Origin of the sequence: Bacillus sp. B25(2016b) (assembly GCF_001679765.1) — a bacterium.
GTDB classification, from domain to species: Bacteria; Bacillota; Bacilli; order Bacillales; family Bacillaceae_G; genus Bacillus_A; species Bacillus_A thuringiensis_K.
On the sequence record NZ_CP016285.1, the window covers coordinates 2,440,655 to 2,466,240 of the forward strand.

The window sequence follows — 25,586 nt, forward strand, 5'->3', positions numbered from 1 at the left end:
GGTGAATAAACCTTGTTAATAGAAGATTTATTTGGATTTTGGTTATAAAATGCAAACATTAGCTAGCCAAAGCTACTTTTACCAAAAATTTTTTACTGGTTCTTCCTCCGTCCAAGTCTGGATGGAGCTTTTTTCTTTTTTGGTAACTCAACAAAATTAGCAGGATTTCTAGAAATAATATTTTGTTTAACTGCTAGATTTAAAGCTGTTTTTAGTATTCGATGCAATTATTTGAAATACCATTATCTAGTGTTAATTTATAGCATTTTTGAATGTGCATAACATTTAATTTATGAAGTGCAATTATTCCTATACTAGGTATAACATAGTGGGTTATATTGCTATTATAAGAAACTTTTCTATACTCACCCTTTTAATTTCTAACCACTGAACCATATAGTCTTTTAAACTAAGCTTAGTCGGCTCCACAAAAGCCCCTTCATTTAACTCCTTAATCTTTTTCGGCTTCTTTTTCCTATCTCTGGATCACGACCAATATTAATAAAGATACGGTACTTATTTCCTCTTTTTCGAATATGTCCTTCCGCTTAAAACACTCCTTCATTTTATTTTGAGCCATGGTGTATAAGTCTTGTTTTAATTTTACTGCTATGAAAATTACATAGTTGGACATATGAGAGATGGATATATTTTACCATATTAAGATTGTTATTAAGGAATAAAAAAAGAGCCATAAGGCCTCTTTTTTGCTGTGTTCATGGAAAAAATTGAAAACGTTTGATAAATAGCTGCAAAAGTACAACATGTGGTTGCTAAAACACTAGCTAACCATCTTGAAGCATGAGTTTTTAACAGTAAGATATAAACTAATCCAAAAGTAACCAAGCGGAGGTTTGTTGATTCTTATTAGGATTAATTTGTTTTTTTGAGATTGATTGTTGTGGTGTTAAATTTGGGACACTCCCCATTTTAAAACCTCCATTACTTATGTATAGAATTTAAATTGTTTAAAAGTATTATATATGCTAAATAGATAATTTTAAACCTATCTGGATAAAGAGAGGTTTATAAAATTTAAATAAAATTCTTATTTGAACAGAAAAAAAGCGTCCGGGAAAGCGCTCTTTGACTAAGACTCAGATCAAGTGAAAATGTAGCAGTAATTTATTTTATATATGTTTCTAGGATATGCGCAAATTTCAAATGATATAGTTATTTTACTATAGAAAAATAAGTGACTCAGTAATTGTGTCAGCCGAGTCACCCAGTACTATCGATCCAGATAATATTCTTTTTTATATGTAGTTATAGCGAGTTCTTAGAGGCTAACTCAAAACCGCAGTTAAAGAACAAAGAAATTTATTTTAGAGAGTTTTAGAATTTGTTATGTTAATGCTACAACAGCAAGAGTTAAGCCCAACGTATTTAATGTATTAGAATATGGTCCTACATTAACAGTAAGAGTACTTGTTATACCTAAAGGTGTAGTGAAAATAGCGGGTGCTGATACAGAAGTGAATCCTGCAGTATATCCCAGAGAAGTACCAGAGCCAATAATTGGGTTATTATTAAGATACATAGTGATACCTGCCGAATTACCTCCTGGTTGAATGATAACTTGCACTTCATAGATTGCCAAATAGGTTCTTCCACCTTCAAGTAAAACAGTTGTTGGTGGTGTGAATGAGATTGCCGTACCATTAGAATTTACCACGGTATCTAATGGAATCGCAGAATTTACAGAGACTATTGATGGGGTAGTTTGAACAACATTTAAACTGTTAGCCGTGGGGGATGGACAAGTGCAAGATTTGTGAATGTTTGAGTTATTATCATTTTGGTAATTCACAAATAATCAAGCTCCTTTGCGTAAGATAATTTTTTATCCTATATAAAACGTAGCTTTTTTGTATCTAAGTTATTTTTAATAAGTCTTTAAAGATAAGTCAAATATTGGTGGTCAGTCAACTCTTAAAAGTATTTGATATTCTGGGATTTCAAAGTGTATCTGATAAATATATATGAAATTTTTTTAAGGACATTACCTTAAGTTCGGAAACATAATAAAATAGTTATTTTGTTAAATAAAAAAACATGCACAAAAATTGTGCATGTTTAAAAAAAGTTATGTCTTGTCTATGTAAATATATGCTTAACTAATATATACCGTATGTATGTTTGAGCAAAATGGTTATTTATTAACAAATATAAAGAGCGCTTTTTAAGGTGCTCCATGAACAAGCCTAATATTGAAAAAGAATCTCACATGATATTTTATGTATGTTCTTAATACATGTGCAGATTTTTCTTTTGTGCAACGAAGCAGCCAGTTAATAAAACTAACTGCTTGTTGTACAAAAGAAACGTTGCGCTTACAGAAATAGTTTGTAACATTAAGTTACAAAAATAGTATGAACAGAGTTAAAAATGTTATTCAGAAGTGAAAGAAAAAAATAAAAAAGAGCATCATGCATTGAAGTGCTCTATAAGATAGGCGGTAACACTTTGAGCTGGATGTTTAGGTTAAAATTATATGTCGTAGAAATAAGACCTAAAATTTATTTTCAACTCAATAGAAAAGAGCAGCTAGCAAAGGCTAACTGCATTGAGAACATTATAACCATTAATTTAAGGAGTACATATAGTGTGGACAAAAACATCAAGTTTATGTAACAAAAATTAAAATCGAACAGTTAATGCAAATAACTGTTTGATTTGATACAACCTGGGTAAGAAGCAGATTGTATTTTGATTAGTATTAGGGAAAGTATTAAATTTTATTTAGTTCGTTAACAAAATCCTTATTTAAAAATTAAAGAGCGCCTTGGGAGAAAGGCGCTCCATGACCAAGATGTTTAAATGATTAATAATAAGATGATCATGATTATTGTATGTACATTTCTAATGAATGTGAAGTCTTTAAATGCATTCAAAAAGAGTACGTATATACATGCTCTTTGACAAGAAAGGTAGATTTTTTATGAGTGGATTCCCCCATTCAATAACATATGCTTGTCCAGTTAAAAGATGAAAGGGTTTAATGAAATCTTTAATTGGTAGAAAGGGATTAGTTTAGTTTTGATTCTGCTAATCCCCAACTAATTATAAAAAGTAAGCCGAATATGAGAGCGTAAATAATACAGGAAATTATTAAACTAGCTATAGCGACTTTTTTGTGATGAGCCTTTTGGAGCAAAAACAGCTAAAACAATTGAGACAGGTATTAAAAAGAGTATATAAATGTTTGAAAGCATTGATAATAAACCAAAAAATACGATTAAAGTTAATAAAAATGAAGTGATTCCAAAGTATTTCCTCATTACTTTAGCCTTTCTTGGAAAAAATAAATAATACAGATTATACCATAAATGAATAAGATTGAAGTGAAATTTTAACAAAAACGCTATTTTAATAAGAGTTGGTTCTCACTCAAAAGCAAGGGTTGCATAGGGAGTTCCAAAATGTTCTTTTTAGATGTATTAATGGTTAGGGAAACATAAATCTGGGAATAAAACTTGATATTCTGGGATTAATCGAAGGTCAACAGTTGTACTTGCAAAGAATTTATATTTTGTTTCTAATTCAGCTAGTGTAACTAGGTGATGCGTACCTAAGCCCTTCTGTATGCTATGTTTAGAAAGGGTTGGGCCAATTTGTAATTTTCGATTTTTCATAGCTGTGTTCCATGGACTGTAAAAGAATTTTAAAACGAAAGCAGGGTACATGTAAACGATAAATGAATGATTTGACCAATGCCTTCCGGCTATATAGTTACCATGCGAATAATTGTGGATTAGTCTACCTCCGTAGTAAGGGGCAGGTGGAGTAGGATCGAGTATTCTCCCATGATAACGCTGTTTGACAAGGGGAATTCCGTATCTCGGATTGGAATAACCATGAGTAGGGTCATCTACCATCAGAATAGTCCTAATAGCATACATGTTTTTCCTTAAAGTGACGAGAGATGAGAAAAAGGCTTCCTTATCAAAACAGCAAAGAAATTCAGTAGTATTTAAAACCATTTTCCACCCCTTAATTTCTTTTTCTATTTCCATTATCTCTTTATCAACTAATATAGCATCAAACTCTAATACTTTTGAATCTCGGATTTCCCAATGAGGCGCAAATAATTTACATATTTCTACTGAACGATCAGTAGAGCCTCGATTAATAAGAATACCGTGATCAAATAGTTTTGTGTGGTGCATTAGCCACCATGGGAGTAGATACTCTTCATTGTAAAAATGGGAAATTAAAGTTGTCTTAATAAAAACCCCTCCTTATAAACATGGATAAAATAATTCTTGCTCTAGTATAATGCTTATCCTAGTAAATACATATGTCTTGAGTATATTTGAGAAAAATGTTTATTTACAAATAAAAAGAGCGCTTTGGGAGGAAGGTGCTTTATAACCAAGTCTTTTTTTTGAAAAAAGGTTCACATCATATTGTATGTATGTTTCTTAGATAGGTGTAGTTTTATACAAAAATCTTTATTTTATAACAAGAAAAAAGAGTACATGTTTATATGTACTCTAAGATAATCTTTTTAATATCTGTACAAGTGTTTCATTAGCGCAACAATATTAGTAAAGCTACGGTCAAAAAAGATGGATTTAAATGAAAACGTTATTTTGGGGAAGTTGAGCAATGGAGTTAAAGGAGTATGCCATTTATAAGGGAAATCTAAATGGCTAATATGTACTAAAACAATACAGGAGTGCGCTCAACATTTGAGTGTGCTTCCTAAGAAAATCCTCTTTTGTAAAATAACGGATAATAGAAAGAAAGTGACTAGTAGAAAGCAAGCTCATAATTATTTAACTGTTATGCTGTTAGGCGAGGTCTAATATGAAAATTTTATTTGCATCTAATTTGTTTCCCGGCTCATAAGATATTAATGGGCAAAAAACGAAATAAAGGATGAAAGGGGAAATAACAGTAAATGAGTTTACAAGAGCTGCTAATATCAAGAACAAATACAGCGGTGGTCATGAAATCAGGAAATGATTCAACAGCATTTATTGGAGGGAACCCTTTTAAAACAATTAATGGTGCGATTACAGCGATTAATACTACAGGAGCTACAGGGATTACAATTTTTGTGTTTCCTGGAATTTATGACGAAAAGGTAGTTATCCCTAATGGAAATTCATTACGAGGAATTAGTCTATGGACAGTAATAATTCGTCAACAGAATGCAACATCAAATACTACTGTACTCACAATGGGAGAAAATACAAGAGTAGAAGATATTACGGTATTAGGAACCTCTTCTATCCATGTGGATTTAACAGGGATTGCTTTTCCTGGAACAACATCACAAACTTCTAGATTAAGAACAGCAGTTATAACTGTGGATAATTCTACAGCATCAACAAGTGGGACTTCAAATGTTTATGGAATTCATTCTTTTGGAACAGGAATTCCAGATGAAAGTATAAGTACTGTAAGAGCAACAACGATAACAGTAAAATCAGCCGGTTTAGGGAATAAAAGAGCCATATTGGTTAATACAAATTCACATAATTTTCATTGCCGTGATGTTAATTTAACCACTACTAGTTCAGTTGGAGCAGGATCTTATATTGGGGCAGAAGTAAATCGAATAGGAGCACAATTAAGTTTGCGTTTAGCGTCGATTCAAGGCACTACAGCGGATATATCACAATCAGCTGGAACATTGATTTTAAGTTCAGCGAATCTTATAAATTCTAACGCTAATAATTTGGGCTTTTCTACAGTTTTACAGCCTACTACAATTATTTGGGCAGATCCGTCGGGTCTACCAACTGGAGGGACTCGTTTTTATAGACCAGGAACAGCGGCTGTTTCAAATACAGAAGTATTTATCCGATTAAGTCAAAAATCTGTTATAAAATCACTATCGGTACGTGCTCGAGTTGGCCCTGGAGGGACAAATATTGATACTTGGACTATTCGAAAAAATGGTGTGGATACACCTCTTGTAGTTTCATTAACTGGTGCCCAGACTTCTAATATAACTAATAATATTTCAACAACATTCCAAGCAGGGGATAGTATCTCGTTAAAAGTAACAGTTTCTACGCTAAGCGCGATAGCAGATACTGTAATACAAGTTGATATTTTCTGAAAGTTAACAAATGAATTGTTGTGTTAATGCAAGGGTAAGTAATGAAACTTATTTCTTTTAAAAATACATCTATATAAGTGAAGCGTTTAAGAGGAATTCTATAAGTTGATAATCTTTGTATCACAATGTAAAAGAAATTTATTTAAACATGAAAAATTAATAAAAACTTCATTTTTTTAGAGAAATGGTGTGATTAAGTATGGGCATTGAATACGGAATGTTTGTATAAAAAAAGAGTAGACTTTAACCTACATATAAAAGTACTGGAATTTTTCTAAAGGAAGGAATATCTGAAATATAAATATAATTGAGGGGAGTGAAATAATAATGGAAACTAGTACTTTTTTAGGGCTGTTCTGGGGATGGATGACGGTTATCGTATCAGGAATACTTTTCGTCCGTCCATCGGTGCTACGTGATTTGAAAAAATTAGTGGTTGAAGACAGAGGGTTTGGTATTATGTATGGTTTTCTATCAATTTTCCTAGGATTAGGTACTGTAATTCTACATAATGTATGGGTATTCAACTGGAAGGGATTCCTAACAGTTATTGCATGGCTTGCATTATTAAAGGGAATTTATATAATTGCATATCCTGAACCTTCCAAGAAAACAGACTTTGAAGTAAGGATACTTTCAACACGTATAGTACTCGCTATCATTGGTGCTTTGGCTTTATGGATGCTTATAGTAATCTATATAAAATAATCTTTTTTTAATAAATAAAAGAGCCTGATGTGAGAGAAAAGGCCTTTTCAAAAATTGTATATGAGGAAAATCAATGTCAATAGTTTAATACCAATAAATTAGAATTAATTCCAGGTATTAAGTATTGAGAAATAAAATTGAACGCAACAAATTGGTTAACTTTATGAGCTAACCAATTGTTACACAAAAGAAAATTAGGCCCTATAAGTAATAGATGTGTAACTTAAAGTTACAGTTATAGTGTAAGCGAGATTGAAAATGTTATACGAAAGTAATTCTGTTTAAAAGTTTTATTTTGTCATAAATAAAAGAGCAGTTAGCCCAGCCTAACTGCTCGATACAGAGGTAATAGTCTAGCTACATAGATATTATATGCTGAGTTATTGATTTTATTTGTGTAAAACACAAAAAAGAGCAGCTAGCAAAACCTAGCCGCTCTAAACAGTGATGTGTCTCTAGATGTAGTTGTAGTATAAACAGAACGTTGAGTTTTATTCATGGGGAGATAGAAATTGGCTTGAAAATAGAATATAGTCCGGCTAGGAAACTAGAGGACACAAATAAAAACCTTTAACTTCCGCTAAAGATAATTATGTTAATGATCTAGTGATTGCGGTTCTGGTAAGGGCAAGAAGAGGACCGTGTAAAAATAGAGTTGTAGAAATAGAAAGAGTGGATTCCTTGTGAGAGAGTAAGGATCCACTTTTTTCTTGCAACTGATAAAGAGACACTATATCTGACTTATATAAATATCCTATTTGTTCAAATTTGTACTTGCTAATGGTACAATTATATTCATGGAGGGATATTATGGTAAGTTTTTATGTAACACTGTTTCTTATATTTGGTACTGCGATATTTTTATTTTTCTTGTCTGGTTCATCAAAAATTAAGGCTAAAAATCTATCATTGATAATGATCTGTTTAAGGATAAATCTACTCACAAGTCCAATGGCTTTATTTATAGGTGTGATGGCAACAGACTCTCCATATAGCACTACGCTTGATTTTTTTGGAGGATGTCTCTTTATTCAGGGAATACCGCTCCTCCTCCTACTTGCAGCTTTTTTGAAGTTTGCAATAGCAAAGAAAACAAAACAAGTATAGTATAAACTCTATATTTCTTTTAATAATTTAAGGTTATATATTTTCTGTATTAGCCGCTTTTAACCACGCTTCGTAGAATTCTATAACTGATGCATACCGTTCTGCCCGATTGTCACTTACAGCACGATACGCTACCTCATATAATTCCTTACTTGCTTCCCATTTTATAAAGGAACGATCTTTTTCACCGCCTAAAAGTGAGAAAGCCATTGCTCCCATATTAAATACATTTGTTCTTTCATCAATTATAGCGTTTAGTTCAAATTCCTCTGGTGACATAAAACGGGAGGAACCCCATAGCCGGCCCATTTTATTTATGTAAGGTTTCTTACTGTATAAATCTATATCACAAATTTTTGTCTCGTTTGTATTAAAATTATATAGAATACTACCGTCATAAAAATCTATTGCTACATAGTTTTTCTTTTCTACATAAGTATGGAAAGAAAAAATGGAATGTAAGGAATGAATTCGTTCTATAGCAGATAAATGTCTAAATTTATAAAATGGAGAGTTTGGATTTTTATATTTCTCAGGAGGTGGGAAACTCCAATGCGAATGAAGACATTCACCATCAAACCAATCGAAAATTAATACATATCCAGATTGAACTGGAAAATGATCAATTAGTCTTATGAGCGATTCATGCTTTAAATCTTCATAGATAGTAACTGAATTTTTTAACCTTTTAATAGCGTGACCCGTTGTTCCTTCAAATGCAATTGTTTGTGCTCCTGCGTATTTAATAAATTTCTTATGCCCATCTTTTTCTACACCAAAACTTATATTACCTGAGTCTTGCTGGTCAAAAACTGCAAATACGGTCCCTAATTTAATAAGCCAATCAAAATTATGATATTCTTTTAATTGGAATGTTACGTTATTCAACTGAATTTCCACGGAATTTTCTTTCATATATTACCTCACATTTAATATAATTAAGTTGTACATTCCACTATTCGACATATTTTATGGAAATCCTATGCTAATAATATAAAATTTTATAAATATAATGATAAACACTTATAAAGAGGTGAATACAATGGATCAACAAATTGTTATTAAAGCATATCAAAAAGACTGGGTTGAAGAGTATATAAAAGAAAAAGAGAAATTCTGTTCCTTGTTAGGACAAGAAATAATTGCTGTTGAACATATAGGAAGCTCAGCAGTAGAAGGATTAGGAGCTAAACCTCTTATTGATATGATGATTGGCGTAACAGACTTACAAATTACTGAAAACTGGATTGAAGTTCTATCGGAAATTGGATATGAGTATGTTCCAAAAGATGCAACGAATTGGCGTTTTTTTAGAAAGGGAAAATGGAGAGCGGGTACTCATCATTTGCATATTTATATTTATAATAGTGATGAGTGGAGAAACAATATTTTATTTCGTGACTTTCTAATAAGCCATGAATGGGCACGTAAAGAATATAGAGAATTAAAAGAGAGGCTTGCTATTACATATGCTTTTGATCGTGTTTCATATACAAAGGCAAAAGCGCCGTTTATTCGAAAAATATTAGAATTGGCTAGAACTCAATGAATTTATAGATTCCTATCTAACTAGTTTTGAAACCCCTTCCTATACTTTTTATAGGGAGGGGGATTTTTTTATGTCAAAATATATAATTTCTAATTATTGGAGGCAAACTATTTTATTTATTTTGATATTTCTAGTACATTGGAAATATTAAGGGGGAATTAAGCAATGAAAGCTATTGTACATCAATATGAAAAAGGATTAGAGGGATTAGAATATAAATTTCTACCTGAGATAAGTCCTAATGCAGGTGAAGTAAAAGTCAAGTTAAAAGCTGCAGGATTAAATCATAGGGATTTATTTATTATAAATAATAGAAAAGAAATGGATCTACCATTAGTAATAGGGTCAGATGGATCAGGAATTGTTACAGAAATAGGAGAAGGAGTTTCAAATATTACACTACATACAGAAGTTATTATTAATCCTAGTATTGGATGGGAACATGCTACTGAAGTACCAGAGTTACCGGAAGTGCTAGGTGGACCGAAAGGTGGAACGTTTGCTGAATATGTAATTGTACCGGCTGAAAATGTAGTAGAAAAGCCGGCATATCTTACTTGGGAAGAATCAGGTGTTTTATCTTTATCCGCACTAACTGCATATAGAGCACTTTTTACAAAGGGTAGATTGAAGTGCGGTGAACATGTTTTAATTCCGGGAATAGGCGGTGGTGTTGCTACATTTGCCATGTTATTCGCGAAAGCAATTGGTGCTAAAGTGAGTGTTACCTCAAGGGTAGAGAATAAAAGGGAACATGCTGAAAAATATGGTGCAGATATTTCTTTTAATAGTACCGGAAATTGGGAAGAGAGCTTACAAGGTGAAAAAGTAGATTTAATAATAGATAGTATAGGCCCGGCAACTTTCTTGAAATATTTTGATGTATTAAAACCAAATGGAAGAATCGTGAATTTTGGTGCAAGCTCAGGAGATACAATTGAATTACCATTACGCGCATTATTTTATAATCAAATTGATATTATAGGAACATCCATGGGTAGCCGTGAGGAATTTAATGAGATGATAAAGTTTATTGAAAAATATCAAATTAAACCAATTATTGATAAGGTTTACTCGTTAGAAGAAGCAATTCGAGCACTAAGCCGTATGGAACATGGGGAACAATTCGGAAATATTGTACTTCAAATGAATTAAAAAATATGATTTTACAATTAGTATATTTAAATGAATATGTTATGTATTTCAAACATGAAAAAAATACGAACCGCCTTATTATAAAGGCTTACCGGTTTTATACATAAATAGCGTATAAAATTTGTTTTATAATTGTCGCATGAGTAATAGTAAAATGAGAATTAGATGAAAAAAGTTTAAGCCTATTTTCATAATGGTATTGTATACTGTGTAAATCAAGAACACTTGTATGTAAGGAGAGAGTTTAATGAATTACACAGTATTTCAGTGGTTTAATAATTTTGCTGATTCATCCAAACTATTAGATACGTTAATGATTGCTATTACAAATAGCGCTGCATACGTAGCCGTTCTATTTATGTTTATCTTATGGTTTAATAATGGAAAGAAAGAGAAGGCAATTAGAAAACAATATACAGTTTTATATACGACGCTTTCGGTTATTATTGCATTAGTAGTAAATGTTCTTATACACGCGGTATATTACCATCCGCGCCCGTTCGTATCACATGATGTACACCAATTAGTACCACACGCAGCAGATTCATCATTCGTTAGTGATCATTCTGTACTTGTATTTTCAATCGCCTTTGTATTTATTCTTAGAGGAGAAAAACTGAAATATATCGCGCTATTATGGGCAGTACTAGTCGGTATATCACGTATGTACGTAGGTGTTCATTATCCTTTAGATATACTTGGTGCAGCATTCTTAACACTTATTACGAGCGCTTTAGTAATGCAAAGTACACGTATGTTTGAACCAATAGCGAAACTTGTATTCAAAATGTATGCATTAGTAGCGAGACGAATTCCTTTCTTAGCGAAATATAACCATATCGCATAATTTTCCTATAAAAAGTTCCCCTTTGGACATCCAGAGGGGAATTTTTTATAGGAAATACGAAAAGAGTTTAGAGTGCTCTGTAATCAAGTTGTACTAATTAATATTCTGAAATTTCACGCACCATATTTACAATATATAAAATAATGACGCAAAATAACAACAGTTAGTTTTGCATTGTTTTAAAGGAATTAAAAAGAAAACTTCGAAACATATAGTATCGCAAACAAAAACTACAAATTTTAAAACGGATCTTCGTACGAATCCATTCCAAAAGAGAGGAGATAAGTATGCAAAAACTCCAAACGAATAAAGGCGCTCGATATATGATGATTGCTTTTATTGTTTTGTTTCTTATTATGATTTTGCGTATATTCTATATTCAGGCAGTAGGAGTCGTGCATAATGTGAATGTAAAGGATCTCGCGAATGAACAACATAATAAAAAAGGTGTTTTAGAAGCGAATCGTGGCACTATCTATGATCAAACCGGAAAGGTGTTAGTACAAGATTCTACAACGTATCGAGTTGTTGTGAATTTAAAAGGAAAAGATAAAGTGAAAAATAAAGATGAAACCGCACAACAATTAGCCGATGCGCTTGAAATTGATAAAGAAGAAGTATTAAAAAACTTTCATGAAGGGCGTACGCAAGTTGAAATTGGGAAAATTGGTCGGAACTTATCTAGGGAAAAGAAGGAAAAAATTAATGATTTAAAAATACCAGGTGTATCTTTTATGTCGGAAAAAGCAAGAGTGTATCCGAATGAAGACTTTGCATCCTATATACTTGGTTTTGCTAGACCAGATGATAAAGGGAATACGGAAGGGAAGTTTGGGCTTGAAAAGAGTTTGGATAAATATTTGCGCTCTACAAACGGGAATATAGAATATGTGGGTACACGAAGGGGAATTCCGCTTACAAATGATATAGGTAAAGTAGAACCAGCTAAAAATGGGAATAACGTATATTTAACGCTTGATAAACAAATTAATAGTTTTTTAGAAGAAGCGATGAACAAAGCGCAAGAACATTATGATCCTTCTATGTTAATTGGCATTATTGCTGATCCAAAAACAGGAAAGGTTTTAGCGATGTCTAGTAAACCTAGTTACAATCCTAATGTAGGTGATATCGAATACTTTTTAAATGACCCGATTGCAAATGCATATGAACCAGGTTCAACAATGAAAGTTTTTACGTTAGCAGCTGCCATTAATGAAGGTGTATATAACGGAAAAGAATATTTTCAATCTGGAAAATATTCCGTTGGTTCCTCTGATATAAAAGACCATAATGGTGGATTTGGATGGGGATCAATTACATTTGATGAAGGTTTTGAAAGGTCATCAAACGTAGCTTTTTCTATTTTAGAAGATCGGTTACTGAAACCAAATAAATTTAAGCAATATATGAATAAATTTGGTTTCAATCAAAAAACAGGGATAGATTTACCTGGAGAAAGTAAAAATACTTTATTATTAAATACACAAATTCAACAGGTTACAACTTCTTTCGGTCAAGGTTCTACAGTAACTCCGATTCAATTAATCCAAGCGGCTACTGCTATAGCAAATGACGGGAAAATAATGCAACCATATATCGTTGATAAAGTTGTAAATCCAACAAACAAAGAAGTTATTATGGAAAATCAACCGAAAGAAATTGGGAATCCGATAAAAAAAGAAACAGCGGACAAGGTTAGAAGCTTAATGGAGCGTGTTATAACATCTTCAAAAGGAACTGGTACAATGTATAAAGTGGATGGTTATCCAATTGGAGGTAAGACAGGAACAGCACAAATCCCGAATCCTGAAAACGGCCGATATATGGAAGGGAAAGAGAATTACATTTTCTCCTTTTTAGGAATGGCTCCAATTGATGATCCGGAGTTAATCGTATACTTAGCTATTAAGCAGCCAAAGTTAAAAGGAGATGAGTATGGAGCTCAGCCTCTTGCTGAAATATTTAAACCTGTTATAAAAAACAGCCTTGAATATTTAAAGGTGAAACCGTATACCGAAAAACAAATAGCTGATGCAGCGAAACAATCTCAATTAAAAGTACAAAATTATGTAAATCAATCGATGGGTACAGCAGAGAAAAGTGTAGAAAAAGAGAAGCTACAGCCGGTAATTTTAGGAGAAGGAAAAATAATAAAACAATATCCACAGTCTGGCGAGGTAATGAGTGAAGGTGATCGTATATTTTTATTAGGGAATAACGCACAAATGCCAAATGTAAAAGGTTGGTCCATGCGTGATGTTATGTATTTCTCTAAGCTTTTGAAATTAGATTTGAAAACTTCTGGTACAGGTTATGTAACGAGCCAAAGTATTGAAAAAGGACAAGATTTACAAGAAGGAGATACACTAGAACTAGAATTAGAACCGCCGTTACAACCGTTAACAGAGGCGAATACGAATTAATTCAAACTTGTTGAAGAACCTATATTCAATAGGTTCTTTTTTAAAAATTTATGAGTAATTTCACGCACCGTATTTTTTAAGAAAATAATAAATAAGATTTTTAACAGTTACTAAAACAAAAAAACTTACATATATTGAAATTAGAACGATTGTTCAATTTTTTTATATTAAACGACAGAAGGAGTCTACATTGAATAAAAGACGATACGATAGCGATTTAGCCAAAGAAATAATAGCAGAGAAAGCGATAGAGTTATTTTCCTTAAAAGGGTATACAAGGACCTCAATTGATAACATTGCGAAAGCCTCTGGTTATAGTAAAGGACATATATATTATCATTATAAAAATAAAGAAGAATTATTTGTTTATTTAGCTAAAGACAGTATGAGAAACTGGCACGATAAATGGAAAATAGTAGAAAAACAGTATGCAAATGCTACTGGGAAATTATATGGAATGGCTAAATTTGTACTTTATAATTACAAAACGCCGTTATTAAGGGCAGGGCAAGAGCTTGCCTCTGATCCGAGCACGAATCCTTCTACAGTAAGACAGCTTTATGGTTTAGCTGCTATCCCTTTAAAGGCATATCATAAAATTTTGGATGAAGGTATACAAAGAGGCGAATTTTATATAGAAAATGTTGAGGACTCCAGTCTTTTATTAGCTTCATGGCTTGGTGGTTTATGTCAATTCATTCATTCAATTGAAACAGAGAAATTAGAAGCTTTATTTGATAAAACCATTACAATTTTTTTACTCTCTATTACAAACAAACATGTGTAGCGTTACAAGCGAATTAGAACGATTGTTCAAATTCTTACACTCGTCCGTTTTCATTATATGTATAAACAACAGGAGGTTATTTATATGGATGAGCAAAGAGTCGCAATTATAACTGGCGGCGCTTCTGGTATTGGTAAAGCTTTAGCCATTCAATTAGCAAATAAAGATATATTTGTAATTATCGCTGATATTAATGAAGTCTGTGGCCAGAACCTTGTGAATAATATAAAAAATAATAATCAACTAGCTAGGTTCGAATATTTAGATGTTACTAACGCTGAATCCGTAGAAAAACTTATTATAAAAATAGTTAATGAGTTTGGTAGAATTGATTATATGTTTAATAATGCAGGAATTGCTATGTATGGAGAAGTATACGATATGTCTTTGGGTGATTGGAAACATATTATTGAAATAAATTTATTAGGAGTAATTTACGGAACACAATTGGCTTACCAATTCATGAAAAAACAAGGATTTGGTCATATCATTAATACTGCTTCTGCAACTGGTTTAGGACCAGCTCCCCTTTGTACCGCGTATGCAACAACCAAACATGCTATCGTAGGTTTAACAACTTCATTACATTATGAGGCGGAAGAATACGGTGTAAATGTAAGTGTGCTTTGTCCAACTTTTGTAGATACACCCATATTTGAAAAATCAATTGCAATTAATATGAATAAGAATCAAATTATAAAACAACTAAAAACAAATAAGCCAATTTCAGCTGACAAGTTTGCTGAAATTGCACTGAAAGCTATTCATAAAAATAAATTAGTAATTTGTCCAATGCCATTAAAAAAAACGATGGACGTATTCTTTACTTTATTTCCTTATCTTCATAAAAAGCTAATGCGTTTCGTATGTCGAATTGGTCGTAAAGCAAAAATGACGAAAATATAAATATCTGATTATTTTTTATTTACAGTTAAAAAAATTGTGATAATATGGTAAAAATCAAATGCAGTGAAGAGAAGAGTAAATAAAATGAATTTTTCACAGAGAGCTCCATTTAGCTGAAAAGGAGTAAAAATTCTTTATTGAACCAAGCCTCTGAGCAGCGCATCGGAACCTATTATTAGGGGATGGTGTGACGGGAGCTCCCGTTATAGAGCTATGGTATAAGCATGAGTTAGAATGCAGTACCTGATAAGGTTAATATGGTGACATATTAACAAACTAGGGTGGCACCGCGATGATAAATCTCGTCCCTAAGATTAAAAGTCTTGGGGGTGGGATTTTTTTATTGTTGTAAAACAATTTGGAAAGCGGGGGCCAAAAAATGAAAAACTTACTTAAAGATTGGAAATATCCTTTATTACTATTGTCCGGAGTTGGTATTGCGAATTTAGGGGCATGGATTTACTTAATAGCACTGAATGTACTTGTCTATCATATGGGCGGCTCAGCCTTAGCTGTTGCTGCTTTATATGTAATAAAACCATTAGCCACTTTATTTACAAACGCTTGGTCTGGGAGTATGATTGATCGTTTAAATAAACGGAAATTAATGATTCACCTCGATATATATCGTGCGTTATTTATCGCTATTTTACCTTTACTTCCGTCACTTTGGATTGTTTATGTATTTGTATTCTTTATAAGTATGGCCAGTGCAATATATGAGCCAACTGCTATGACGTATATGACGAAATTAATTCCGGTAGAACAAAGACAACGTTTCAACTCATTACGTAGTTTAATAGGATCTGGTGCATTTTTAATTGGTCCGGCGATAGCAGGGGTTTTATTAATTGCGAGTACATCAGAGTTTGCTATATATATAAATGCTATAGCATTTCTCTTATCAGGATTCATTACATTACTTTTACCTAATCTTGATAAGAAAAAAGATTCGGATACAACTAGTAATACATTATCCCTTACAGTATTAATAAAAGATTGGAACACTGTTATAAATTTTAGTAGAAAACATGTGTATGTCGTATGTGTGTATTTCTTATTTCAAAGTATGTTCGTATTAGCGACTGCTACTGATTCACTTGAACTATCGTTTGCGAAAGAGGTATTACTACTAACAGATAGTGAATACGGTTTTCTAGTTAGTATAGCTGGTGCAGGATTTATTTTAGGTGCCATAACAAATACAATTTTATCAAAGAAATTAGCACCTTCATTTCTAATTGGAATAGGATCATTATTTATTGCAATTGGTTATTTAATTTATGCTTTTTCAAATGTATTTTTAATAGCTGCTATTGGATTCTTTATTTTATCTTTTTCAATGGCATATGCAAATACAGGATTTTATACATTTTACCAAAATAATATCCCTGTTCATATGATGGGACGGATTGGGAGTATATATGGACTTGTTATTGCGATAGTAACAATCTTTATTACAATATTATCTGGTGTTGCGACTCAGTTCATTTCTATACAACTTGTAATTATTGTAGGTTCATTGATTATGTTATTTATTACTGTCGTCTTGTGTGTGTTTACTTTATTCCCATCACAATCTAAGTTGTATTCTACTGAATCAATAAAGTGAAACTTTAATCAGGGGGGCATCCCCCACTGATTATCAGCCCTCACCAATCGGGCTTTTACGGGCAGCAGCGTCCCCACTTAACTTCTTTGCTTTCGCTGAATTTTGAGATGGGGGTCTTACTGCCCACAAATAGCGGGATAAATTCGAAATGAACTTTGTGTTCTCATTAACAATTTATCGTATTTAATAAAAGGGTTCTTTCCCCTTTATATGGAAAAATCAATAAGGGGAAAGAACAATACCGAAAGATAAGGGTGGTTGTCGTGATAAAAACAAAAGATGAAATTGATAAAATTGTAAAAGAAATACAAAAGAAAATAAATTTCTCAGGGGTAGTTTTAGTACAAAAAGAAAAAGACTTAGTCTATGAAAAAGCTTTGGGTTACGCAAACCAAAGTGAATGTATAAACAATACGATACAAACAAGATTTGGCATTGCCTCAGGATGTAAAATTTTCACTGCAATTGGCATCTGTCAACTTGTTGAAAAAGGTTTTATTTCTTTTCATACAAAATTAAAAGATTGTCTAGAGATAAAATTTTCAAACTTCGATGAAGATATTACAATACATCAACTACTAACGCATAGCGCTGGTATACCAGATTATTTTGATGAAAGTATTATGGATAACTTCGAAGATCTTTGGAAACAAACACCTATGTATCTATTAAAGAGCTTAAAAGACTTTTTACCATTATTCCAAAAAAGTAATATGATGTTTGCACCTGGAACTAAGTTTCACTACAACAATGCAGGTTTTATCATACTTGGATTAATAATAGAAGAACAGACGGGACTTAAATTTACGGAGTATATAGAAAAGACCATTTTTAATTCGATTGGCATGAATGATTCTGGCTATTTTTCGTTAGATAGATTACCAAGACATACAGCTCTAGGATATATAAAGGACGAAACCAACCAAAATTGGAGAACAAACGCCTACTCTATACCGATAAAAGGAGGAGCTGATGGAGGTGCATATGTTACTGCACCAGACATGCTGAAATTTTGGGCGGCCCTATTTAATAATGAAATTTTAGGAAAGGAATATACAAAATTACTTTTAACTCCCCACATTCAAGTAAATGATAAACAGTCGTACGGATATGGAATATGGATTGAAACACAAGAAAACAACATTTTTAAATACCATGTTATGGGTTATGACCCAGGCGTGAGTTTTCGCTCGGCTGTATATCCAGACTTAGGCATTACATTGGTTATTGTTTCAAATAAATGTTCAGGGCCTGAAAAATTATTGACAGAAATCGAAAGAGCTTTTTAATTATATGGATATAAAAGAAGAGATACGAAAACAATTTAAACGGGTTTATGACTGTTTCTGTTTTGAAAAGTATTTTAGTTAATGAGTAACCCTTTATTTAGTAAATAAAGGGTTTTTGTAATTCTGCACAATTACATATGATTATATGGATTTTTAAATTAAAAAACATTACTATATAGTTGTAAATTATAACTATTAATTTATATGAAAGGATGTGTTAGTAATTTGTATATGATCAACGGTAGTTTGTTTATTATTTTAGGGGTTATTTGTTATTTAATTGTACGTGGAATATTAATTGTTACCAAAAATAAAAAACATGTGATTTGGTGGAAAGAAATAATAAGTTTTTTATTCGTGGTCTACATTTGCATGGTTGTTGCAGTAACTTTATTCCCTTTACCAATCGGTTTTCCTTCTAATCTTGAAAATTTGAATCGCTCGGTCAATATAATACCATTTGCATCAATTATTAAAGACATCAATCAAATTGGTAGTGCTTATGATGGAGATGCCCTATTTATGATTGGTCTAATTGTAAGAAATGTAGGCGGAAATATTTTATTATTAATGCCTTTAGGATTTTTAGCACCAATCCTATGGGATAAATATAAGAAATTCAAAAATACAATTTTATTAGGATTTTCTATATCAGCTAGTATTGAATTGTTACAATTAATTCAGTCTTTATTTAGTGGAGTGGGACGTATTACTGATATTGATGATGTGATCTGTAATGTTCTAGGTTCTATTTTTGGATATTGTATTTATAAAATACTTTTAAAACTATCTACTAAATTCAATATTCGAAAGTCAGAAAAAAATGATGGTAGTAATCTGGAATTTATTAATAAATGACATTGAAAATAAATTCATCCTGTGTTTAACGACACTGTGAACGGTAATACTAATTAACATTGAACTTTTACAACAAGGGATGATAATATGATATACATTTACACAGATTTTGGTGGAACACATACTACCTCACTAGCTGCAGCGTATCATTTAAATAAACTACCAACGGATCGCAAATTAACGAAAGAAGAAATTTTGAATGTAGATTACTTTAATAAATTGAAAACAGAAGATATGGGAAAAATTATTTTTCATGGGATCGATGAACATGGTCATCCTGTATATACGATTGGATGCGGCGCATCAAAAGTTGTTGTACCTGCGATGAAGCATTTAGGAGAAATCTTGCAAAAACATTATCAAAGTCATGAAAAAATTATTTTTTCTAATACATCACCAACCGTACCTTTACCAATGACTTTCGGTGGTCTGTTTTCTAGAAGGTTCCATATCGACTTTATTGGTGTACCGTTACTCGTATGGGGAGCAAAAATTTGCTGTGATAATATACAAAGGCTTGTTAGTTATACTAAAGAAGCTGGCCGATTAACGAATGATTATGTTGTAATTTTAGATAATGAAACCTTTAAATAGTATATGATAAGAAGAAAATCGAGCAAATTCCTTGATTTTCTTTTTTATTTGTGAAATAGACAAGAAATAGTCACAATTAATATGCATCTACTATAGCCAAAACAATAAAGTCCTGTTACTATTACAGGGATATTCTCTTTTCGTAACATAAATATATAGAAAAGTCAGAAAAGAGGAATTGAATTAAGGGAGGAACAACATGAAGCGTGTTGCTTGGATTACTGATAGTACAACTGCGAGTTTTAAAACAGAAGGAGATAACTTTGTTATCCCAATTGAAGTTATTATTGATGGTGTGTCGTACAAAGATTGTGAAGAAGGTGTGCGTGAGCGCGTTTATAACGCTTTGAACGAAGGTAAAACTGTCACTACATCACAGCCTAACATAGGGGAAATGGTAGAGTTATTTTCGAAATGCAAAGAAGAATATGAAGAGGGATTTGCAGTTGCTATTAGCGGAAAAGTAAGTGGAACTTATCAAAACATGAAGTTAGCTGCAGAAATGGCAGGTTTCCCATTAACGGTATTGGATAGTGAAACAACAAGTTATCCAATGGATGAACTAATTAGAAAAGCGAAATCGTTATACAATGATGGTATGACGTTACAAGATATACACAAAACATTAGTAGATGAAAAAAGAAGACCCTTCCACGTATTCCCGAAAAGTTTAAAAGGCCTTTACGCAAGTGGGCGTGTAAAAGGAGTTCAATTTTTACTTGGAAGTTTATTAAGTGTGAACTTAATATTAGAAGTAAAAGGTGGAGAGCTTTTACTTGAAAAAAAAGTTCGTAAAATCCAAAAATGTCGAGAATATATTAAAAATGAACTTGAAAAAGAATTACCAAAAGTACTTCACATGTTCCATGCTAACGATAAAACTGGAGCTGAAGAATGGATTGCAGATATTAGACAAGCATTTCCTGAAATGGATTTCAAATTATATCCATTACCAATTTCATTTGCGGTTCATGCAGGTGAAGGTACAATAGCAATTAGTTATTAAAGTAAAACCCGTGAATGATTCACGGGTTTTTTCAGAGTGTTGGGAAAGACCTTATAGTATATAAGGTCTTTTGTACTTCTTAAAATGACTTGAATAGCGTTTATTTGAGGTCATTAGGTAGTTAGAGATTGATGACTATCTTTAAATGTTAATAAATCGGAATTTTCTTCCTTTTATTTCTACAGTTGCAATCTATTTACATATAAGATTATTAGGATTATATTGACAATGAAAGAGAAAACAATAGATGGAAGGGGATGTTTTTTATGTTTAAAAAAGCAGCACTAGGGATTTCATCGTTAGCAATCACAGCGTTCGTCGGATTAGGGATGGCAACAGAAGCTTCAGCTGGACCAGCAGCACCACTTACTTCACTAAACGTCGTACAAGTAGAGTCTGAGCTAGGCGGGGTAGAAACAATTAATCAGAATAGCTTCAGCACATCGCGTAACCACGGGGGAAAATATTTATATATTACAACGAAAGAAATGGGCTATGGCCAAAACCCATTTGCTAAAATGAATGGTTCTAATGTAAAAAGTATTGATTACACTATAATTGGCGGAAGACCAATCGTTGGCTGGTATTATAAATGGGATGCTTCTGGACACCAACAAGGAACCTTTGAGTACCAAAAGACATCTATAAATGCACCATTTAATACAATGCGTACGTCAATTTATATCCAATAATTTTGAAAGCGTTCGCACATATAGAATAGTAAAAAAGGTACTTCTAGGAGTACCTTTTTTTTGATTTGAATCACGTTCATCTATATTTACAATCCCGATTCCACAGCAAGAATGCTTCCCATAAAACAAAATCCTAAACGTCTATAAAATTGATATGAACGCGTAGTACAAGTCCTCTACAATAAAAGTACGTAACCTTAAATATTTTCAACTCAATGAAAAAGGAGTAGCTAAACTTATATAAGTTTAGCTTAATGGGTATGTGGCGGAACCCTAAAATTAATTACAACTTTTTCATAGTATAAATAATTTTGCATAGGGCGATGAAAGGATTTCTTAAAATAATAAAGAAGTATGTATAAACAAATATATAAATGGTTGTGATTAGGATGAAAATCAGTAAGTTTGCAGAAGTAAATAATGTAAGTATAGATACGATTAGACATTATATGGACCTTGGACTTGTTATTCCTGAGAAAAAAGGAAGTCACTATTTTTTTGACGAGTATTGTCAAAAGGATATAGAACTTATATTAGAGTACAAATGGCTAGGGTTTAGCTTGAATGAAATTAAAGAACTGTTTCTTTATAAAAATTTAGGGAAATCTTTAGACTATGAAAAGGATATTTTTTATCAGTCTTTATTTAAAGTAAAATATGAAAAGATTGAACAAGAAATAAAGACCTTAGAGGAACGAAAAGATAAATTAAAGGAAGCGTTACATAATTTATCTATAGAAACTGAAATTTCGAGTTCAATTTTAGGGGTAGATTTAAAAGTACTCCATTTATTTAAATGTGTTAAGTGTAACGGAAATTTAATTCTTGAAGATGGCTTTATCAATAAAAATCAAATTATTGAGGGAAAGTTAATTTGTAATTGTGGTGAAGAATACGCGATTATTTCAGGGGTTTTAACAGCTGACAACTCATTGAAAGCGTATGAAAAGACATCACTTGAATATTCTATTTCGGATTATATCCATGAAACTGATACTGCTTTTTTGGAAAATGTTCAAAGAGGAGGAGAATGGGCGAAAAAGAAACTAATGCAACTAGATTTAAATGAAAAAATACTACTTGATTTAGGATCTGGTATTGGGTTCTTTTTACTAAATATTTATGAAGAACTACCGGAAGAGTGTTTATATATTGCTGTTGATCGAGATTTGAATAAACTTTTACTTTTAAAAGATTTAATTGAGAGAAGAAATGCGAAAAGAAATATTGTATTTATTTGTGCCGATTTTCTAAACATACCTATTCAGAGTAATTCTGTTGATATTGTAATCGATCAATCAGGTACAAGTAATTATAGTTTTGAACATGAGGAGTTTTTATTGCACGAATTAAATTCCCTTTTTAAACACAATTGTTATTTATTAAGTTCATTTATTTTATTTAATAAATTTAGTATAAATAGCCAAATTGTACCTAGACTCCGAGGGAATTTTACATCTGCAAAAGTAACGAAAGAAATCCAAAATTTACAGTTTCAATCGATTGATGAAAGTACTTCAAATTATTTAAAACGAGGCGGAAAGTACGAGGATTTCTTTGTTCAAGGAGAAGAAATTTATACATATTCATTTTTCGGAAAAAGATGGGGCTAACTCCATCTTTTATTTATTTTTCCTTAAAACTTTTCAAATCGTACATATTGCTATTGGGTTGACCCAAGAACTTACAATGTACGTAATACAAAGTTATGCAGGGGGAAAAGTGATGGGAAGTTTACGATTACATATAGAAAATAAAAATAGAAACCAAGAACTAAGAAATATTTGTTTATATTCAATTGCAAAAACAGTATCACTATTCGGTAGCTCTATTTATAGTTTTGCATTAGGATTGTATGTTTTACAAATAACCGGATCTGCGTTGAATTTTGCGATTACGCTCATATTAGGAACGATTCCAATGATTGTTATGAATCCATTTGCTGGTGTCATTGCTGATAAGGTTGATAAAAAGAAACTCGTCGTTTGCATGGATGTACTAAGCGGGTGCTTATTAATAACTGTTTATATATTAAGCAACTATTATGGATTAAACTTATTCATTATTTATACTACTACCTTTCTTATGACAGTATTTACAACGTTTTTTGGAATAGGATTAGAGGCCGTAAAACCGAATATGGTTACTAAAGAACGGTTAATGAGTATTAATTCTATAAGTAAAATTATCGATTCTATATCTTTAATTTTAGGGCCTATGTTAGGGGGCATTGTTTTTGCAGTCTTTGATATGAAAACTTTTATAATTATTAACGGTATTTCATTTATCCTTTCGGCTATATCCATATTGTTTATAAACTTTAAATTGTGCGAGCAAAACATACATGAGGAATGTTCAATTAGAGAAATTAATTTTATTGAAGATATAAAGGAGGGATACTCTTACTTAATGGAGCGGAAAAGCTTAAAAAATACTTTTAGTATTTTAATTTCCCTTAATTTCTTTTTAGGCTTTGCTGTAACTGTTCCGTTGCCATACATTATTAACACAGTTCTCAATCTTAGTTCTAAGCAATTTGGTATGATTCAAGGGACATTTCCGATAGGTATGATAGTTGGTGCAATATTAGTAAAAAAGATAACTGATTGTTTTTCTTATTCTTATCTATTGAAAAAAATAAGTTTTATTTAAATCTATTGTAGTAAATAATTTGGTATATGTTACTACGTATTGCATGATTATGTTCTTTTTAGGATTTATGATAGCACAAATTGATATTCCTTTAATGTATTTCATGCAAAATGAGATTCCTGAAGAATATAGAGGAAGAGTTCTTAGTATTGGATTAAGCATAGGTAAAATAATGCAGCCAATAGCACTTGCAATATCAGGACTATTATTAAATTACATGCCAGCCTATATGCTTCCCATTGCAGGGGGGATTGTATTTTTTATTTTGAATAAAATTTTAGCAAATAAGTTAAATTTAGAAATTCATTCAAAAGGGTATAGTGTTGAACATAATTAAATAATATCGAAATAGCGCAGGATGATGATCCTGCGCTTATCTATCGTAATTCAGCTGTTTTTCTAATGACAATTTTATCAATTTCATCTTCTTCATCACCGATAAATAACCCGCGTTCTTTTAAATATGCCTCAAAATATAAATCTGCTTCAGCGCGTTCGTCATATGGCTTTACAGAGAGAACGAAACCTAATTTGTTTTGTTCTTCTAAATGAGAAGTGGAGATGTAAGCCGGTACATTATGGCGTAAAAACAGTTCTTTAACCGGAATAATCATATCTTTCATTAATTTCGTTAGCATACCCATTTCAAACTCGAAATTAAAGCGATCTATACTAGATAAATCAGCGAATACTACACCGATAAAACCTGTATTAAATACTTCTTGATATTCTACATCTTTGTCATGGCCGCCGTAAAAATTCTTTTCGATCAAATAATTTACAAAATAAGCAACGCCATCACTTTGTTCAAATGGTTTCGTTGAAAGAACAAAGCCAATTTTCTTTTGTTTATGTAAATACACACATGACATGTATGCTGAAATGTTATGTTCTTTAAACAAAGCGCTTGTTGCTCCAGAGAGACCATCTAATACGTGATGAACAATTTGAAGTTTTTTACGAGCGAAATAATAGGATTTCTTTTGTAACTCCAATGTATCAATAAAGACAGAGCCGATAAAGCCTGTATTTGAAATAATAGGTGCTTGCTTTTTTCTTCCTCTGCGCTTTAATGAAGCCATTGTTAAAATCATCCCTTCATGTACGTTTAAAATAAAAAAGAACGTTTGTTCGTATATTTATATTTTACTATTAAAACGCTATAAAGTAAAGGGTTTTTAATGAAAATATAACAAAAAAGACACCTTATAAAAGGTGTCTTAAACACTGTAGGGAATAGGATTTACCCTAATTATTTATATTATGATACAGAAACAATCTCTTCTGTATCTTCTACATCTAAATGACAGTCCATAGTACGA

Annotated in this window: 20 protein-coding genes, 4 pseudogenes and 1 other annotated feature; of the genes and pseudogenes, 18 read left to right on the forward strand and 6 right to left on the reverse strand. The window is 31.9% G+C overall.

Going from position 1 to position 25,586, the window contains the following annotated elements; genetic code table 11:
- Positions 1-84: 84 nt before the first annotated feature.
- From BAQ53_RS26475 to BAQ53_RS12410, 4 genes and pseudogenes are all read right to left on the reverse strand, one after another.
- Positions 85-536, reverse strand: a pseudogene (locus BAQ53_RS26475) (site-specific integrase); the annotation flags it as partial.
- 312 nt (positions 537-848) lie between these two features.
- Positions 849-929: pseudogene (locus BAQ53_RS26480) on the reverse strand (septum formation initiator family protein); the annotation flags it as partial.
- A 416-nt stretch (positions 930-1,345) separates the two neighbouring features.
- Positions 1,346-1,810, reverse strand: coding sequence for a hypothetical protein (locus BAQ53_RS12405; RefSeq protein ID WP_001109250.1), 465 nt, complete (start codon positions 1,808-1,810; stop codon positions 1,346-1,348).
- Between the two features lie 1,630 nt (positions 1,811-3,440).
- A complete protein-coding gene (locus BAQ53_RS12410) occupies positions 3,441-4,169 on the reverse strand; it encodes a hypothetical protein (RefSeq protein WP_000546535.1) in 729 nt (242 codons plus the stop codon).
- Positions 4,170-4,906: 737 nt separating this feature from the next.
- Here BAQ53_RS12410 and BAQ53_RS12415 point away from each other — a divergent pair.
- The 3 genes from BAQ53_RS12415 to BAQ53_RS12425 all read left to right on the forward strand — a co-directional run bounded on the left by BAQ53_RS12415 (position 4,907) and on the right by BAQ53_RS12425 (position 7,891).
- Positions 4,907-6,076, forward strand: a complete 1,170-nt coding sequence (locus BAQ53_RS12415; RefSeq protein ID WP_000058013.1) for a pectinesterase — start codon at positions 4,907-4,909, stop codon at positions 6,074-6,076.
- Between the two features lie 327 nt (positions 6,077-6,403).
- Positions 6,404-6,784, forward strand: coding sequence for a hypothetical protein (locus tag BAQ53_RS12420; protein ID WP_000450246.1), 381 nt, complete (start codon positions 6,404-6,406; stop codon positions 6,782-6,784).
- A gap of 810 nt (positions 6,785-7,594) precedes the next feature.
- Positions 7,595-7,891, forward strand: a complete 297-nt coding sequence (locus BAQ53_RS12425) for a hypothetical protein (protein WP_000253419.1) — start codon at positions 7,595-7,597, stop codon at positions 7,889-7,891.
- Between the two features lie 33 nt (positions 7,892-7,924).
- Here BAQ53_RS12425 and BAQ53_RS12430 read toward each other — a convergent pair whose 3' ends face one another.
- Positions 7,925-8,806 carry a protein kinase domain-containing protein gene (locus BAQ53_RS12430; protein ID WP_000662484.1) on the reverse strand — a complete coding sequence of 294 codons (882 nt, stop codon included), beginning with the start codon at positions 8,804-8,806 and terminating at the stop codon, positions 7,925-7,927.
- A 127-nt stretch (positions 8,807-8,933) separates the two neighbouring features.
- Between BAQ53_RS12430 and BAQ53_RS12435 the strand changes: the two genes are divergently transcribed.
- The 15 genes and pseudogenes from BAQ53_RS12435 to BAQ53_RS12500 all read left to right on the forward strand — a co-directional run bounded on the left by BAQ53_RS12435 (position 8,934) and on the right by BAQ53_RS12500 (position 24,601).
- Entirely contained in the window at positions 8,934-9,440 is a 507-nt protein-coding gene (locus BAQ53_RS12435) for a GrpB family protein (RefSeq protein ID WP_000372676.1), read from the forward strand.
- A gap of 165 nt (positions 9,441-9,605) precedes the next feature.
- Positions 9,606-10,595 carry a zinc-binding dehydrogenase gene (locus BAQ53_RS12440; RefSeq protein WP_208906902.1) on the forward strand — a complete coding sequence of 330 codons (990 nt, stop codon included), beginning with the start codon at positions 9,606-9,608 and terminating at the stop codon, positions 10,593-10,595.
- Between the two features lie 247 nt (positions 10,596-10,842).
- On the forward strand, positions 10,843-11,442 hold the full coding sequence (locus BAQ53_RS12445) for an undecaprenyl-diphosphatase (RefSeq protein WP_001110128.1): 600 nt from the start codon (positions 10,843-10,845) through the stop codon (positions 11,440-11,442).
- 287 nt (positions 11,443-11,729) lie between these two features.
- Positions 11,730-13,868, forward strand: a complete 2,139-nt coding sequence (locus BAQ53_RS12450; RefSeq protein ID WP_208906903.1) for a penicillin-binding protein — start codon at positions 11,730-11,732, stop codon at positions 13,866-13,868.
- Between the two features lie 190 nt (positions 13,869-14,058).
- The gene (locus BAQ53_RS12455) at positions 14,059-14,655 is read left to right on the forward strand and encodes a TetR/AcrR family transcriptional regulator (RefSeq protein WP_208906904.1); all 597 of its coding nucleotides are present in this window, start codon (positions 14,059-14,061) and stop codon (positions 14,653-14,655) included.
- Positions 14,656-14,739: 84 nt separating this feature from the next.
- Positions 14,740-15,561: an SDR family NAD(P)-dependent oxidoreductase gene (locus BAQ53_RS12460; protein WP_046945053.1), complete on the forward strand. Its 822-nt coding sequence runs from the start codon at positions 14,740-14,742 to the stop codon at positions 15,559-15,561.
- Positions 15,562-15,615: 54 nt separating this feature from the next.
- Positions 15,616-15,874: a binding site (T-box leader), on the forward strand.
- 66 nt (positions 15,875-15,940) lie between these two features.
- On the forward strand, positions 15,941-17,173 hold the full coding sequence (locus tag BAQ53_RS12465) for an MFS transporter (RefSeq protein WP_089148792.1): 1,233 nt from the start codon (positions 15,941-15,943) through the stop codon (positions 17,171-17,173).
- 263 nt (positions 17,174-17,436) lie between these two features.
- On the forward strand, positions 17,437-18,462 hold the full coding sequence (locus BAQ53_RS12470) for a serine hydrolase domain-containing protein (protein WP_208906905.1): 1,026 nt from the start codon (positions 17,437-17,439) through the stop codon (positions 18,460-18,462).
- 13 nt (positions 18,463-18,475) lie between these two features.
- Positions 18,476-18,544: pseudogene (locus tag BAQ53_RS26630) on the forward strand (GNAT family N-acetyltransferase); the annotation flags it as partial.
- 143 nt (positions 18,545-18,687) lie between these two features.
- A complete protein-coding gene (locus BAQ53_RS12475) occupies positions 18,688-19,320 on the forward strand; it encodes a VanZ family protein (RefSeq protein WP_000281845.1) in 633 nt (210 codons plus the stop codon).
- Positions 19,321-19,407: 87 nt separating this feature from the next.
- Positions 19,408-19,914, forward strand: coding sequence for a DUF3189 family protein (locus tag BAQ53_RS12480; protein ID WP_000639421.1), 507 nt, complete (start codon positions 19,408-19,410; stop codon positions 19,912-19,914).
- Positions 19,915-20,113: 199 nt separating this feature from the next.
- Complete coding sequence (locus tag BAQ53_RS12485) at positions 20,114-20,920, forward strand: DegV family protein (protein WP_089148791.1); 807 nt, start codon at positions 20,114-20,116, stop codon at positions 20,918-20,920.
- A 266-nt stretch (positions 20,921-21,186) separates the two neighbouring features.
- The gene (locus tag BAQ53_RS12490) at positions 21,187-21,612 is read left to right on the forward strand and encodes a DUF4879 domain-containing protein (protein ID WP_089148790.1); all 426 of its coding nucleotides are present in this window, start codon (positions 21,187-21,189) and stop codon (positions 21,610-21,612) included.
- Between the two features lie 389 nt (positions 21,613-22,001).
- On the forward strand, positions 22,002-23,225 hold the full coding sequence (locus BAQ53_RS12495) for a methyltransferase domain-containing protein (protein ID WP_208906906.1): 1,224 nt from the start codon (positions 22,002-22,004) through the stop codon (positions 23,223-23,225).
- A gap of 112 nt (positions 23,226-23,337) precedes the next feature.
- Positions 23,338-24,601 (forward strand): annotated as a pseudogene (locus BAQ53_RS12500) (MFS transporter).
- Positions 24,602-24,641: 40 nt separating this feature from the next.
- Here the strand turns inward: BAQ53_RS12500 and BAQ53_RS12505 are convergent.
- Positions 24,642-25,346, reverse strand: coding sequence for a hypothetical protein (locus BAQ53_RS12505; protein ID WP_000157646.1), 705 nt, complete (start codon positions 25,344-25,346; stop codon positions 24,642-24,644).
- Positions 25,347-25,586 lie beyond the last annotated feature (240 nt).